This window comes from Neorhizobium sp. T25_13, assembly GCF_002968675.1.
GTDB classification, from domain to species: Bacteria; Pseudomonadota; Alphaproteobacteria; order Rhizobiales; family Rhizobiaceae; genus Neorhizobium; species Neorhizobium tomejilense.
In genome coordinates this window covers 64749-79322 of sequence record NZ_PVBI01000013.1, presented here as the reverse complement: position 1 = coordinate 79322, position 14574 = coordinate 64749, and the positions used below count along the sequence as shown (strand labels likewise).

The window sequence follows — 14574 nt, the reverse complement described above, 5'->3', positions numbered from 1 at the left end:
AATCCGCTACCAGCTTGGCACCGCCTTGCTCCCTGGCGGCATCGGGCTCTCTTCAGGTGAAGGCGTCGGGCATCGAATCCTTGCGATCCTTGATGAACGCCAGCAGCGCCTCGTCGATCGCAGGATCGAGCGGCGGTGCTTCGTAGCTGTCGAGCCAGGAGCGGCAGAGCGCATTGGCGCGCTGCTCGATCCGCTTCTCGCCCTCGATCTCCCACTGTTCGAAGGAATTGTTGTCCATCAGCGCCGAACGGTAGAAGGCCGTCTGGAAATGCGCCTGGGTGTGGGCGCAGCCGAGATAATGGCTGCCGGGGCCGACTTCGCGGATCGCGTCGAGCGCCTGGCCTTCTTCGGACAAATCGACACCCTGCGCCATCTTCTGCATCATGCCGAGTTGGTCCTGGTCGATCATGAACTTCTCGTAGGACGACACCAGGCCGCCTTCCAGCCAGCCGGCGGCATGCAGCACGAAGTTCGTGCCGGCGAGCAGCGTCGTGTTCAGCGTATTGGCCGATTCGTGCGCCGCCTGGGCATCGGGCACTTTCGAGCCGCAGAGCGAACCGCCGGTGCGGAACGGCAGGCCGAGGCGGCGGGCAAGCTGGGCAGCACCGTAAGAGACCAGCGACGGCTCCGGGGTCCCGAAAGTCGGCGCACCGGATTGCATCGAGATCGATGCCGCGAACGTACCGAACAGCACCGGCGAGCCCTTGCGGATCAGCTGCGTCAGCGCAGCACCCGCCAGCACCTCGGCAAGGATCTGCGTCAGCGTGCCGGTCACCGTTACCGGGCTCATGGCGCCTGAGAGAATGAACGGCGACACGACCGAGGCCTGGTTATGCCGCGCATAGACCTTCAGCGCGCCGAGCATGGTCCCGTCGAACACCATCGGAGAGTTGGCGTTGATAAGGTTCAGGGTGACGCAATTGTTCTCGACGAACTCGTCGCCGAAGACCAGCTTCGCCATGGCGACGGTGTCCTCGGCGCGTTCCGGTGCGGTGACCGATCCCATGAACGGCTTGTCGGAATACTTGATATGGCTGTAGATCATATCGAGATGCCGCTTGTTGACCGGCACGTCGACCGGCTCGCAGACAGTGCCGCCCGACGAATGCATCGACGGCGCCATATAGGCGAGCTTCACGAAATTGCGGAAATCCTCGATCGTCGCGTAACGACGCTTGCCGTCGAGGTCGCGCACGAAGGGAGGTCCGTAGACCGGCGCGAACACGGTCGCCTTGCCGCCGATCTGGACATTGCGCTCCGGATTGCGCGCATGCCAGGTGAATTCGCTCGGCGCGGTCTTCAGCAGTTCGCGGCAGAGGCCCTTGGGGAAATGCACCCGGTGGCCCCGGACGTCGGCACCCGCCTGCGCCCAGAGTTCGAGCGCTTCCTCGTCCTCTCGGAATTCGATGCCGATCTCTTCGAGGATCAGATCCGCATTACGCTCGATGAGAGCAAGACCCTCCTCGTCCAGCACCTCGTAAACACCGATTTTGCGGGTGATATAGGGCAAGGAAAGGCCGGGACCGTGGCCTGCGCGGGCTGCGCGGCGGCCTGCCGCTCCCCGCTCGCCGCGGCCGCGTCTGGCCCCGCTGCCTGCCGGTTCCGTCTCTGGGGTCAAATCGTCCATGATGTTCCTCGCCTCCGCTTTGAAAAGCGCCTCAAGCTTTTTTGATGCGCCATGCTAGGCTCAAGCGCAAGCCGAGCCCCGCCTTTCTGCGTCACGGGTTTGTACAGGACAGACATCACGCAGCGATCTTCCGTCGTTTTTCCGACGCGCCGCTGTCGCATACGAAAGAAATTGCCAAGCAAATTAAAGGTACAGATAGTCGGGACGGTAAACGTCTGATTTGCCGGCCTTCGAACCGGCCCCTCGAACGAAGGGAAGCATTGCATGTCCGACGACGAAATCATCCTGGCGGAACTTTCAGACGAGGAACTCGTGCAGCAGATGCACGACGATCTTTACGACGGCTTGAAGGAGGAGATCGAGGAGGCGACCAACATCCTGCTCGCGCGCGGCTGGACGCCCTATGACGTCCTCACCAAGGCCTTGGTCGAGGGTATGCGCATCGTCGGCATCGACTTCCGCGACGGCATTCTTTTCGTGCCGGAAGTGCTGCTATCGGCGAGTGCCATGAAGGCGGGCATGTTCATCCTGCGGCCGCTTCTGGTCGAGACCGGCGCTCCCAAACTCGGCAAGATGGTGATCGGCACCGTCAAGGGCGACATCCACGACATCGGCAAGAACCTTGTCGGCATGATGATGGAGGGAGCGGGCTTCGACGTGGTCGATCTTGGCATCAACAACCCCGTCGAGAACTATCTCGATGCGATCGAGCGGGAACAGCCGGATATTCTCGGAATGTCGGCGCTTTTGACCACGACCATGCCCTATATGAAGGTCGTCATCGATACGCTGAAGGAAAAGGGCATGCGCGACGACTATATCGTGCTTGTCGGCGGCGCGCCGCTCAACGAGGAATTCGGCAAGGCGGTCGGTGCCGATGCCTATTGCCGCGATGCGGCGGTCGCTGTCGAAACGGCAAAGGAATACATCCGCCGCAAGCACAACAGCCTTGCCGCCGGCGCCTGAGGCGCCGGACGGCTTGCTGACGGCGACGCCTTAGCGCGCAGCGCGATCGACCCGGCGTCCCGCATCCTGCGTGGCATTAACGGTATTGGCCGCATCCTGACCCATGCCGCGAATGGTATTGCCGCAGGAAGTGAGAGAAACCATCGTCGCGAAAAGAGCGGCGATCACCGTGACTGTCTTGGCCGTCATGTTAGAATACTCCGATGGAGAGAGATGAAATCGTGGCGGAAATGGAATTTCCGGCAAAGGAACGTTCAACTCGCGAAAAAGTTCACGTGATCGCGTGCGGAGCGATCGCGCGGGAAATCCTCGCTGTTTCAAGGCAGCAAGGTCTCGATCACATCGACCTCAATTGCCTGCCGGCAATCTGGCACGCCTATCCGCAGAAGATCGTTCCGGGTCTCGAAAAAGCCGTCGCCGAGGCGCGGGAAGCGGGTTTCGAAAAGATCTTTTTCGCCTATGCGGATTGCGGAACCGGCGGCGACATCGACCGTCTCTGCGAGCGCGAGGGCATCGCCCGCATCGAAGGCCCGCACTGTTATTCCTTCTTTGCCGGAAACGACGCTTTTGCCGCAAAAACGGACGAAGACCTGTTCTCGTTCTTCCTGACAGACTTCCTCGCCCGCCAGTTCGAGGCCTTCGTCATCGAACCGCTCGGCCTCGACCGCCACCCGCAGCTGAAGGACATGTATTTCGGCAACTACCGAAAACTCGTCTATCTGAGCCAGGAGGAAGACAAGGTCCTTCAGGAAAAGGCGCGCGGGGCCGCCGATTATCTCGGCCTGGAATACGAATACCGCTTCACCGGCTACGGCGACCTCACGCAGGCACTACGCTCGGTTTAACCGTTTCTTCGGGCCTTCGGCGGAAGAGTGCGGCCCTGCGCTTTTTGCGGGGGGATCGATGCAGGACGGGAATTCTCGGATCGTGGTGATGACATCAGGCGGGTTAAACCCGCAGGTGATGATCAACGCATTGGCAAAACATTTTCCCGACCTGCATGTCGTCGAGGAACAGCCGGAATCGAAGGGCACGCTGCTGAAACGCCGCGCCCGGCGGTTCGGCTGGTTCACCGCACTCGGCCAACTGGCGACGATGATCGCGTCGAGGCTCACCAAGAGTGTTGCGGCAAGACGATCCGCCGAGATCATCCGCGACTATGGCCATTCCGCCGAACCAAACCCGGCGATCCCCGTGGCGCACGTGCCCTCCCTCAACGATCCGGCCTGTCACGCAGCGGTGACAGCCCTGAAGCCCGCCGCGATCTTCACCATATCCTGCCGCATCCTGTCGCCGCAGACGCTTGCCGCTGTCCCCTGCCCGGTGATCAACTTCCACGCCGGCATCAACCCGATGTACCGCGGCCAGATGGGCGGTTACTGGTCGCGCGTCGAAGGCGACGAGAAGAACTTTGGCGCCACCGTGCATCTGGTCGACAAGGGCATCGATACCGGTGGGACGCTCTACGAGAAGCGGGTGGCGCCGGCGCGCTCGGATTCGCTCGCCACCTATCCGCTGCTGATGACCGCCTCTTCCGTCGACATCAGCGTCCGCGCGCTTCAGGATGCCATCGACGGAACGCTGAAGCCGTACCAGCCGCAAGGCCCCTCCGCACTGCGTTTTCCACCGCCGATCTGGATCTGGCTCTATCACGGGCTGACCCGGAAGATCTGGTAAGCAGCATCCGGCAAGGCAGTCCCGCAAGGCAATCCCATCGCCGCGTCGTATTTTGCTGGGTGCGACGTCGTCGCAAGCGCAGTCTTGTCGCCCGCACCCGTGCATGCTGCACCTCAACACGGAGGAATTCATGGCCGACCGCATCGTCGTCTTCTGGCGGGATATTCCGGCGCAGGTGATCATCAAGAAGGGCCGCCAGACCGCCAAGCGGGAATTGTCGCTGCGCTTCACCGAGGCGATCGACATGTGCGCGATGCGCAGCGGCGCCGCCGGTACCGACGACTATCTCGCAGAATGGCGCAAGGCCGAACCGATCGCCGTTTCCGACGATCTTGAAGCCGAAGCCGACAGGGCGGCGGCCGAGCTCGAGGCAGCCTATGACAGGGAAAAACTCGTCGCGCTGGTGAAGACCGGCGGCCGCGAAACCGCCTGACGTTCAGACATCACATCGTTTCTGCGCCGCATCGCGCGCCTGGAGGAAGAAATGACCCGCACCATCGTCGCATCCGCAACCCGGGAGATCGTGATCGGCTTCGACCAGCCCTTTTGCGTGATCGGCGAACGCATCAACCCGACGGGCCGCAAGAAGCTCGCGGCCGAGATGATCGAGGGCAATTTCGACACGGTCATCAGGGACGCGCTGGAACAGGTGGCGGCGGGTGCCACCATGCTCGACGTCAATGCCGGGGTCACCTCGGTCAATCCCAACGAGACCGAACCTGGCCTGCTCGTCCGGACGCTGGAGATCGTCCAGGGCCTCGTCGACGTGCCGCTGTCGATCGACAGTTCGGTGACAGCGGCCATCGAAGCAGCGCTGAAGGTCGCCAAAGGCCGGCCACTGGTCAATTCGGTGACCGGCGAGGAGGAAAAGCTCGAGGCCATCCTGCCGCTCTGCAAGAAATACGACGTACCGGTGGTAGCGATCTCCAACGACGAGACCGGCATTTCAATGGATCCGGACGTCCGTTTCGCGGTCGCCAAGAAGATCGTCGAACGCGCCGCCGACTACGGCATCAAGCCGCATGATATCGTCGTCGATCCGCTGGTCATGCCGATCGGCGCATTGGGCGATGCCGGACGCCAGGTCTTCGCGCTACTGTATCGCCTGCGCAACGAACTCAAGGTCAACACGACCTGCGGGCTTTCCAACATCTCCTTCGGCCTGCCGCACCGCCACGGCATCAATGCCGGCTTCATCCCGATGGTGATCGGCGCCGGCATGACGTCGGCGATCATGAACCCCTGCCGGCCGCAGGAAATGGAAGCGGTGCGCGCCGCCAACGTGCTGAACGGCACGGATCAGAACTGCGGTAACTGGATCATGACTTATCGCGACTATAAGCCGGTCGAAGGCGGCGGAGCCGCTGCGACGGCAGCACCGTCGGCTGCCAGCGGCCGACGCGGCGGCCGGGCCGCACGGGCTGGCGCCGGAGCGCGGACGGAGTAAGTACAGGTATCATGGCGGATATTTCCAAGAGAGATCCCCTCGTCCTCTTCATGCCGTCTGGCAAGCGCGGCCGGTTTCCGGTCGGCACGCCGGTGCTCGATGCCGCGCGCCAGCTCGGCGTCTACGTGGAGAGCGTCTGCGGCGGGCGGGCGACCTGCGGGCGCTGCCAGGTCTCGGTCCAGGAGGGACATTTCGCCAAGCACGGCATTACCTCGGCGAACGACCACCTGTCACCGCTCGGCCCGAAGGAAGAGCGCTATGACCGCGTGCGGGGGCTTCCCGAGGGGCGCCGCCTCTCCTGCTCGACCCAGATTCTCGGCGATCTCGTCGTCGACGTGCCGCAGGATACGGTGATCAATGCGCAGGTGGTGCGCAAGGCCGCCGACGAGCGTGTCTTCGACCGCAATCCGGCTATCCGCATGTGTTATGTCGAGGTGGAAGAGCCCGACATGGAAAAACCGCTCGGCGATCTCGATCGCCTGAAGGCGGCGCTTGCCGCCGAGTGGCATTTCGACGATCTGGATGTCGATTTCCACCTGATTCCCAAGGTCCAGCAGATCCTGCGCAAGGGCGAATGGAAGGTCACGGCCGCAATTCACAAGGACCGGGACGACGATCGCGCCCGCCTCGTCGCGCTCTACCCCGGCCTGAAGAACGAGGCCTACGGGATTGCCTGCGATATCGGCTCGACGACGATCGCCATGCATCTGTCGTCGCTGCTGTCGGGTCGCACCGTGGCGTCGGCAGGCACATCGAACCCGCAGATCCGCTTCGGCGAGGATCTGATGAGCCGCGTTTCCTATGTGATGATGAACCCCGATGGCCGCGAGGCGATGACATTAGCCGTGCGCGCGGCGCTGAACGGGTTGATCGACAGGGTCTGCGCCGACGGCGGCGTGTCCCGGACCGACATTCTCGACAGCGTCTTCGTCGGCAATCCGATCATGCACCATCTGTTCCTCGGGATCGATCCCACAGAACTTGGCGGAGCCCCCTTCGCGCTTGCCGTTTCCGAGGCGGTAAAGCTCAGATCCTCCGAGATCGGCTTGCCGATGAACGACGGCACCCGCACCTATCTCCTGCCCTGCATCGCCGGCCATGTCGGCGCAGATGCCGCCGCGGCAACCCTGTCGGAAGGTCCGCACCGGCAGGAGGAGATGATGCTGCTGGTCGACATCGGCACCAATGCGGAAATCGTGCTCGGCAATTCGACCCGCGTCGTCGCAGCCTCCTCGCCGACCGGTCCGGCCTTCGAAGGTGCGGAAATCTCGTCGGGCCAGCGGGCAGCACCCGGCGCCATCGAGCGTATCCGCATCGACGCCGAAACCCTTGAGCCGCGCTTCCGGGTGATCGGCATCGAGCCCTGGTCGGATGAGCCGGGTTTCGCCGATGCAGCCGCTGCGACCGGCATCACCGGCATCTGCGGTTCGGCGATTATCGAAGTGATTGCCGAAATGTATCTCGCCGGATTGATCTCGGAAGACGGCGTGGTGGACGGCACGATGGCGGAGCGCAGCCCGCGCATCCTCCAGAACGGCCGGACCTACTCCTATCTCGTGCATGACGGTGAGCAGCGCATCACCGTGACCCAGAACGACGTGCGCGCCATCCAGCTCGCCAAGGCGGCGCTTTATGCCGGCGTCAAGCTGTTGATGGACAAGCAGGGGGTCGACCATGTCGACCGCATCGGGCTTGCCGGCGCCTTCGGCACGTTCATCGATCCGAAATACGCGATGGTGCTGGGCCTCATCCCGGATTGCGATCTGGCCCGCGTCAAATCGGTCGGCAATGCCGCCGGCACGGGGGCGCGGATGTGCCTGCTGAACCGCGGCTACCGCCGCGAGATCGAGGAAACCGTGCGCAGGATCGAGAAGATCGAAACAGCCCTGGAGCCGAAATTCCAGGAGCATTTCGTCTATGCCATGGCCTTGCCCAACAAGGTCGATGTCTTCCCGCACCTGGCGGCAGTCATCACCCTGCCGGAGCGAAAGGCACCAGCCGAGGCTTCGGGAGAAGGCGGCCGCAGACGTCGCCGCGGCCGCGAGTAGGATCAGGCAGCAGCGGCGACCAGCGAGCCGAAAGCTTCGCGGATGCTTTCGGCCACGGCCTTGCCGGGCACGGAAAGCTGCGGTGCCGTTAACAGTCGGATATCGAAGTTGATGAGTTCCGGCAGGCCCTCCTTCGCTCCGAGTATCTGCATGTCGTCGGTGACGTAGGAGCGCGGGAACGGCGCGATCGCCAGATCGGACAGCACGGCAGCGCGCTGCGCCATCGTATGGGCGCTGGCATAGGCGATGCGATAGCTCCGCTTGTGCTTCTCGAGCTGAGAAATTGCATCATGTCGCCACACGCATCCGTCTTCCCAGACGGAGATCGGCAGCGGATCGCGCAGATAGGCCGTGCCACATTTGGCGCCGGCCCAGACCAGTCGTTCCGTGTGAATCATCTCGCCGGCCGTTGAGAAAGGCCGGGTGGCACAGTTGATCAGCGCCAGGTCTAGCCGCTGCTCGTCCATGCGCTTCTTGAGCGCCAGGCTCATGTCGACCGTGACATCGACCATGATGCCCGGAAAGCTTTCGCCGAAGTCCTTGAGCACCTTCGGCAGAAGGCGTTCGGCGATATCGTCCGGCGCGCCGAGACGTACCACGCCGGAGAGTTCCGGCATGACGAAACGTGACACTGCCTCGTTGGAGAGCGCCAGCATGCGCCGCGCATAGGAAAGCAGCATCTCGCCATGCTGCGTCAGCGACACCGAGCGGGCGTCACGCAGGAAGAGCGTCGTCTTCAACTGCTCTTCCAGTTTCTTGATCTGCATCGAAACCGCTGACGGCGTACGCAGAACTGCATCGGCCGCGGTCGAGAAATTGCCGGTTTCGGCAATCGCCACGAACGTGCGCAATACGTCATTATCGAGCAGCGGAAGCGGCGGGCGGAATGGAACAGTCATGTCAGCCTCTATCAATAATTCTGAACTTAAGCACCATATCATTTCGTTTGATTGAATGTCAAACCGGCGGCATACTCAAAAACATCGGAAGCAAGCGTCGATACCAAACAGAATTTCATGAGACGCATAACTTGCATCCGATTGATTGATGGATTGATGGCGCTCATTATCCCGACTGAGCGTTGTCCCATGAGACACCCAAGGAGAACTGACATGACTATGATCACCTATCAGGAGAGCGATCGCTCCCGGTCCCGGCCGTCATCGTTCGCCTCGCTCATCCGCCCTGCCCTGGACGCGGTTATCAGCCTTCGCGATCAATGGCGTCGCCGCCAGACCGAAAGAATGCTGGAAGGTCTGCCGGCAGAAATCCGCAAGGACATCGGATGGCCGACGACCAATGCCGCACCGCATCGCCGATAACCCTCCCGCTCCATGGCCCGCCGACGCGAACAGCGAAGCGGGCCATGTAGTCTGAGACACGCTTTGAGCCTATCGCCTTTGGCAATTACGTCTGCGACCCGCTTATGTCGCAAAAATGTTATCAGCCTGTCGTCCAAAGCCCTTCTCCGCCGCCTTTCCCCGTGCCAATGTCGCTTTTGAAGAAAAGCGGGCCGCAATGTACGGCCACGAACAAGGGGAATGACGGCATGAATGTGATGACCAAAAACCCGGCAGCAAAGCGCTCTCTCGTCTTTTTTCTTGTTCCCCATTTCACCATGCTGCCTTTTGCTGCAGCGGTAGAGACGCTGCGAATCGCCAATCGCATGCTCGGATACTCGGCCTATACCTGGCGGCTCTGTTCCGCCGACGGCGAAAAAGTCTATTCCTCGAGCGGCATCGGGATCGAAGTAAACTCTTCTCTCGCCGACGAACGTCGCAACCTCTCCGGTGAAAGCCGTCCGAACATGGTTCTCGTCTGCTCGGGTGTCTACGTGGAGGAGTTCAACAACAAGTCGGTCAACGCCTGGCTGCGCGAAACCTATAACCGCGGCATTGCCGTTGGAAGCCTCTGCACCGGGGCGCACGTTCTGGCCCAGGCCGGGCTGCTGAACGGCAAGCGCTGTGCGATCCACTGGGAGAACCTGCCAGGCTTTGCCGAGGCATTCCCGCAGGCGGAAGTCTATGCGGATCTCTATGAGGTCGATTCGAACCTCTATACCTGCGCCGGCGGCACCGCCTCGCTCGACATGATGCTGAACTTGATCAGCCAGGATTTCGGCGAGAACCTCGTCAACCGCGTCTGTGAGCAGCAGTTGACGGACCGTGTCCGCAACCCGCATGACCGCCAACGCCTGCCGCTGCGCGCCCGCCTCGGCGTCCAGAATGCCAAGGTTCTGACGATCATCGAGGTCATGGAAAACAACCTCTCCGAGCCGCTGTCGCTGGTCGAGATCGCCGACGACGCCGGCCTCTCCCGGCGCCAGATCGAACGCCTGTTCCGCCAGGAAATGGGCCGCTCGCCGGCGCGCTATTATCTGGAAATCCGGCTCGACCGGGCAAGGCACCTGCTCGTGCAATCCTCGATGCCCGTGGTCGAGGTGGCGGTTGCCTGCGGGTTCGTGTCCGCGTCGCATTTCTCGAAATGTTATCGGGAGGTCTATAATCGTTCGCCGCAGCAAGAACGGGCCGAGCGCAAGCTCAACATGAATACGTCACGCACCGGGGTCGTGGCCTGAGCCCTGGGATTGCGGCGGGTCAGTCCGCCGCCTGCAGCGCGATCGTATAGTCGGAAAACACTCTGTTGCGGCCATGGCTTTTCGCCATGAACAGGAATTGTTCTGCGGCGTTGAGGTAATTGTCGAACGTTTCCGGACCGCAGACCTCCGCCAGTCCGATCGAAACGGTCATCGAAAAATCGATATCGCCGGACATGATCCTGATGCCGGCGACCTCAAGCCTCAGATTCTCGCAGAATTCCGTCGCAGCGGCTACGTCGAGACCGACCAGCAGCATGCCGAATTCCTCGTCACCCAGCCGCGCAAGAAAATGACGGCTGCCGCGACACGCGGAACCAAGCCTGGCGGCGGTGGTCTTGACGACTTGGGCGACGGTTTCTTCGCAATGGACAGCGTTCAACCGCCGGAAATGGTCGATGCTCACGATCGCGACGGCGCAGGATATCCCCTCGGAAAGACATTCCCTCACCACCGGTTCGCCAAGCCGGTAAAATTCCTTCAGGTTGGCAAAACCGGTCAACGGATCGGCAATCGGACGGGCCGCCTCCATCTGGATCGGCAACGGCGCCGCCAAACCGTGGGTCAAGCGCTCCTTCTCCCGGAAATGCTGGCTTAGAAGGTACGGCATACGGAGTTCCTCTGGGATCAGGCGACGTTCTTCACCGCCGTTTCCTGACGTCTTGCCTGCATCGACCGGATCTGGATGAGCGTATCCAGGTTCTGGTTGACGCGGCAGTAAAATTCCTCGTCGATGAAGGGGCGCAGCATGAAGTCATTGCCGCCGGCCTTCAGGAAACGGGCCGAAAGCAGCCGGTTCGAAGAGGACGACACGCCGATGATCCTGAGCTCGTGCGAGCCGCGCACCGAACGGATGCGGCGGGTGAGTTCGAAGCCGTCGATATCGGGCATGTTGTAGTCCGTGACGACGAGGCCGATATCCGGGTTCTTCTTGAGAATATCCAAGGCCTTGGCACCGTTCTCGGCAACGCTGACCCGGAAATTGTAGCGCTTCAGGCGGCTCGAGAGCAGCGCTCTTGCGGTCGGGCTGTCGTCGACGATCAGGACGTGGTGGCGATGATTGGTAAGGAACCGGCAGACCGATTCGGCCAGCATTTCAACCGCGAAGACATTGTCCTTGAGGATATAGTCGACGATGTCCTTGGTCAGCAGCTTGTCGCGGGTTTCTTCATGGAAGGTCCCGGTAAAGACGATGGTCGGGATCGACAAATCGACGAGATACTCCAGCGCTTCCCCGTTTTCCGCGCCTGGCAGATTGATATTGGAAATCGCCAGCATCACCGGCTCGGCGGAGCGGTCATAGGCGAACTGCAATTCCTCGAAGTTGCGGCAGATCTCGACCTCGATGCCAAACAGCTCCCTGAGCCGGGTCCCGATCATCGATGTGAAGACGTTCGAATCCTCCGCAAGCAGGATGCGGGAGTTTGCCAGTGATTGGCCGGAATACTGCATCCCGGAGATGCCGAGGAATGTCATGGTGCCCCTATCGAATAAAGATATTATCCCCTCTGATAACATCCCTAGTGGAAACGCTTTGCAGAACCGTTAATCGGAGCAGCACTACGGTATCAAAACGGTACGGGCGGCCCGAAGACCGCCCGCTAACGTCAATGACTTCTTACTTTTAGCCGGTTTTCAGGCCCGCAGCGCAGTGTTGTCGGTGTCGAACGGACTTTCCGGCACAACACTGGCATTGTAGAGGCTGCCGAGAATCTTGATCTTGAGCCTGGTGCCGGTCTCTGCATAGCCCGGTTTGACCATCGCAAGCGCCAGCGACTTGCCGATACGCCAGCCGTAGGCGCCGTTGGTGGCGCGGCCGATCAATTCGCCATCTTCGTTGTAGATCGCCTCCGAACCGCGGGCGTCGACATCATTGGCGCCTTCGATGACCAGCGTGCAGAAATTCCACTTCAGCCCCTTTTCCTTGTAGGAAAGCAGGCCTTGCTTGCCGAGGAATTCCTTGTCGGTCTTGATGAAACGGTCGAGACCGGACTCGTAGGCATTGTACTCGATCGACATTTCGCGCGGGATGAGCCGGTAAGATTTCTCGACCGACATCGAAAGCATGGCTCGGATGCCGAAAGGCTTGATGCCGAATTCCGCACCGGCTTCCATCAGCTTGTCGAAGATATAGTTCTGCATCTCGATCGGGTGATGCAGTTCCCAGCCCAGTTCGCCGACGAAATTAACGCGCAGCGCATGGGCGGACGCCATGCCGACGGAAATCTCCTTGCCGGAGAGCCAGGGGAAATCCTTGTTGTCGAGACTGGTGCGGGTGAGCTTCTTCAGGACCTGGCGGGACTTCGGGCCTGCCAAAACCAGCACGCCGAGCCTCTGGGTGATCTGGGTCAGTTTGACCGAGCCATCTGTCGGGGCGAGCTTACGCAGGTAATCCTGGTCATGCGCCTCATAGGCGCCCGCCGACACGAGATAGAAACGATCCGGTGCCCATTCGTAGACGGTAAACTCGGAACGCACCCCACCCTGTTTGGTCAGAAGGTGGCAGAGCGCGATGCGGCCGCGCTTCTTCGGGATCGCATTGGCAAAGATAGAGTCGAGGAAAGCGCGCGCACCCGGGCCGGACACTTCCATCTTGGCGAAGGCCGACATGTCGAGCACGCCGACATTCTCGTGGACATTCTTGACCTCGTTGCCAACGTGGTCGAAATAGTTCGAGCGGCGGAAGGACCATTTCTCGACGATCCGGCCATCTTCCAGTGCCGGCGCATGATTGTGGCCGGTCAGCACGTCGACGCCGACGCCGAGGTCTTCCGCAGGCACTTCATAGCCTTCAGGCGCGAACCAGTTGGCGCGTTCCCAACCGTAGACGGAGCCGAACACGGCACCCATCTTCTTCAGCCGGTCATAGACCGGCGTCGTCTTCAAGGGACGCGCGGCGGAACGCTCCTCGTCAGGATAATGCATCGTGAAAACATTGGCATAAGCCTCTTCGTTCTTTTCGATAAGGTAGCCTTCCGTTGCGTAAGGCCCGAAGCGGCGCGGATCGACGCCCATCATGTCGACGGTAGGTTCGCCATCGACGATCCATTCCGCCAGCTGCCAGCCGGCGCCGCCAGCGGCGGTGATGCCGAAGGAATGGCCTTCGTTCAGCCAGAAGTTCTTGAGGCCGGGCGCGGGACCGACGATCGGCGAGCCGTCCGGCGTATAGGCGATCGCGCCATTGTAGACCTTCTTGATGCCCACTTCGCCGAAGGCAGGCACGCGCACGATGGCGGTCTCGATATAGGGCATCAGCCGGTCGAGTTCCTCGTTGAAGAGCTCGTATTCGCTCTCGTCGGACGGACCGTCGACGTAACAGACGGGTGCTCCCACCTCGTAAGGCCCGAGCAGCAGGCCGCCATTCTCCTCGCGCATGTACCAGGAGGAGTCCGATTCGCGCAGGACCCCCATTTCCGGCAGGCCCTTGGCCTTGCGCTCCTGGATCGCCGGATGCGGCTCGGTGACGATGTACTGGTGTTCGACCGGAATGACCGGAATGTTGATGCCGACCATCTCGCCGGTCTTGCGGGCAAAGTTGCCGGTGCAGGAAATGACGTGTTCGGCGGTGATCTCGCCCTTGTCAGTCGTCACTTTCCAGAGCCCGTCCGGCTGTTGTTCGATGGCGGTGACGGTCGTGTTGCGATAGATCGTGGCGCCGAGGTCGCGCGCGCCCTTGGCAAGCGCCTGGGTGAGGTCCGCCGGCTGAATATAACCGTCGTCAGGATGCTGGATGGCGCCGAGGATTCCATCCATCTCGCAGAGCGGCCAGATTTCCTTCACCTGTTCGGGCGTCAGGACGTTGACCGTGACGCCGATCGTCTCGGCGATCCCGGCATAATACATGTACTCTTCCCAGCGGTCCCTGGTGCGGGCGAGACGGATGTTCGAGACTTTCGAGAAACCGACATTCATGCCGGTCTCTTCCTGCAGTTCCTGATAGAAACGCACCGAATATTTGTGCAGCTGGCCAACCGAATAGGAGAGGTTGAAAAGCGGCAGAAGGCCCGCCGCATGCCAGGTCGAACCGGAGGTCAATTCCTTGCGTTCGATCAGGACGGCATCGCTCCAGCCCTTTTTCGCCAGATGATAAAGCGTCGAAACACCGACCACGCCGCCGCCGATCACCACCGCCCGTGCATGTGTCTTCATGGAATGAACCCCTCTTCGGCCTCGTGCGGCCTTTTCGCGAACTGCAGGGACTATGCAATTCCGA

Annotated in this window: 14 protein-coding genes; 8 read left to right on the top strand and 6 right to left on the bottom strand. The window is 61.3% G+C overall.

What is annotated here, in order from left to right; genetic code table 11:
* Positions 1 to 52 precede the first annotated feature (52 nt).
* Positions 53 to 1627, bottom strand: a complete 1575-nt coding sequence (locus C5J22_RS24790; protein WP_105440406.1) for a trimethylamine methyltransferase family protein — start codon at positions 1625 to 1627, stop codon at positions 53 to 55.
* Between the two features lie 264 nt (positions 1628 to 1891).
* Here C5J22_RS24790 and C5J22_RS24785 point away from each other — a divergent pair, with 264 nt between their 5' ends.
* Positions 1892 to 2593: a B12-binding domain-containing protein gene (locus tag C5J22_RS24785; protein WP_046599807.1), complete on the top strand. Its 702-nt coding sequence runs from the start codon at positions 1892 to 1894 to the stop codon at positions 2591 to 2593.
* Positions 2594 to 2623: 30 nt separating this feature from the next.
* On the opposite strand, the gene C5J22_RS24780 is transcribed toward C5J22_RS24785, so the two are convergent.
* Positions 2624 to 2782 (bottom strand): entericidin, encoded by a 159-nt coding sequence (locus C5J22_RS24780; RefSeq protein WP_105403498.1) that lies wholly within the window; start codon positions 2780 to 2782, stop codon positions 2624 to 2626.
* Between the two features lie 14 nt (positions 2783 to 2796).
* Here C5J22_RS24780 and C5J22_RS24775 point away from each other — a divergent pair, with 14 nt between their 5' ends.
* From C5J22_RS24775 to C5J22_RS24755, 5 genes are all read left to right on the top strand, one after another.
* Entirely contained in the window at positions 2797 to 3438 is a 642-nt protein-coding gene (locus tag C5J22_RS24775; RefSeq protein ID WP_105440405.1) for a DUF1638 domain-containing protein, read from the top strand.
* Between the two features lie 58 nt (positions 3439 to 3496).
* Complete coding sequence (locus C5J22_RS24770; RefSeq protein WP_105440404.1) at positions 3497 to 4270, top strand: formyl transferase; 774 nt, start codon at positions 3497 to 3499, stop codon at positions 4268 to 4270.
* A gap of 130 nt (positions 4271 to 4400) precedes the next feature.
* Positions 4401 to 4703 carry a virulence factor gene (locus C5J22_RS24765; protein ID WP_046667157.1) on the top strand — a complete coding sequence of 101 codons (303 nt, stop codon included), beginning with the start codon at positions 4401 to 4403 and terminating at the stop codon, positions 4701 to 4703.
* Positions 4704 to 4754: 51 nt separating this feature from the next.
* On the top strand, positions 4755 to 5717 hold the full coding sequence (locus tag C5J22_RS24760; RefSeq protein ID WP_105440403.1) for a methyltetrahydrofolate cobalamin methyltransferase: 963 nt from the start codon (positions 4755 to 4757) through the stop codon (positions 5715 to 5717).
* An 11-nt stretch (positions 5718 to 5728) separates the two neighbouring features.
* On the top strand, positions 5729 to 7765 hold the full coding sequence (locus tag C5J22_RS24755; protein ID WP_105440402.1) for an ASKHA domain-containing protein: 2037 nt from the start codon (positions 5729 to 5731) through the stop codon (positions 7763 to 7765).
* Between the two features lie 2 nt (positions 7766 to 7767).
* Here the strand turns inward: C5J22_RS24755 and C5J22_RS24750 are convergent, their stop codons facing one another.
* Positions 7768 to 8664: a LysR family transcriptional regulator gene (locus tag C5J22_RS24750; RefSeq protein WP_046611350.1), complete on the bottom strand. Its 897-nt coding sequence runs from the start codon at positions 8662 to 8664 to the stop codon at positions 7768 to 7770.
* 213 nt (positions 8665 to 8877) lie between these two features.
* Here C5J22_RS24750 and C5J22_RS24745 point away from each other — a divergent pair, with 213 nt between their 5' ends.
* Entirely contained in the window at positions 8878 to 9087 is a 210-nt protein-coding gene (locus C5J22_RS24745) for a hypothetical protein (protein ID WP_105403492.1), read from the top strand.
* 236 nt (positions 9088 to 9323) lie between these two features.
* Positions 9324 to 10343, top strand: a complete 1020-nt coding sequence (locus tag C5J22_RS24740; protein WP_105440472.1) for a GlxA family transcriptional regulator — start codon at positions 9324 to 9326, stop codon at positions 10341 to 10343.
* Between the two features lie 19 nt (positions 10344 to 10362).
* On the opposite strand, the gene C5J22_RS24735 is transcribed toward C5J22_RS24740, so the two are convergent.
* The 3 genes from C5J22_RS24735 to C5J22_RS24725 all read right to left on the bottom strand — a co-directional run bounded on the left by C5J22_RS24735 (position 10363) and on the right by C5J22_RS24725 (position 14510).
* On the bottom strand, positions 10363 to 10971 hold the full coding sequence (locus tag C5J22_RS24735) for a GGDEF domain-containing protein (RefSeq protein ID WP_105425864.1): 609 nt from the start codon (positions 10969 to 10971) through the stop codon (positions 10363 to 10365).
* A gap of 17 nt (positions 10972 to 10988) precedes the next feature.
* A complete protein-coding gene (locus tag C5J22_RS24730; RefSeq protein WP_105403490.1) occupies positions 10989 to 11837 on the bottom strand; it encodes a response regulator in 849 nt (282 codons plus the stop codon).
* Positions 11838 to 11996: 159 nt separating this feature from the next.
* On the bottom strand, positions 11997 to 14510 hold the full coding sequence (locus tag C5J22_RS24725; RefSeq protein WP_105440401.1) for an FAD-dependent oxidoreductase: 2514 nt from the start codon (positions 14508 to 14510) through the stop codon (positions 11997 to 11999).
* Positions 14511 to 14574: the final 64 nt, after the last annotated feature.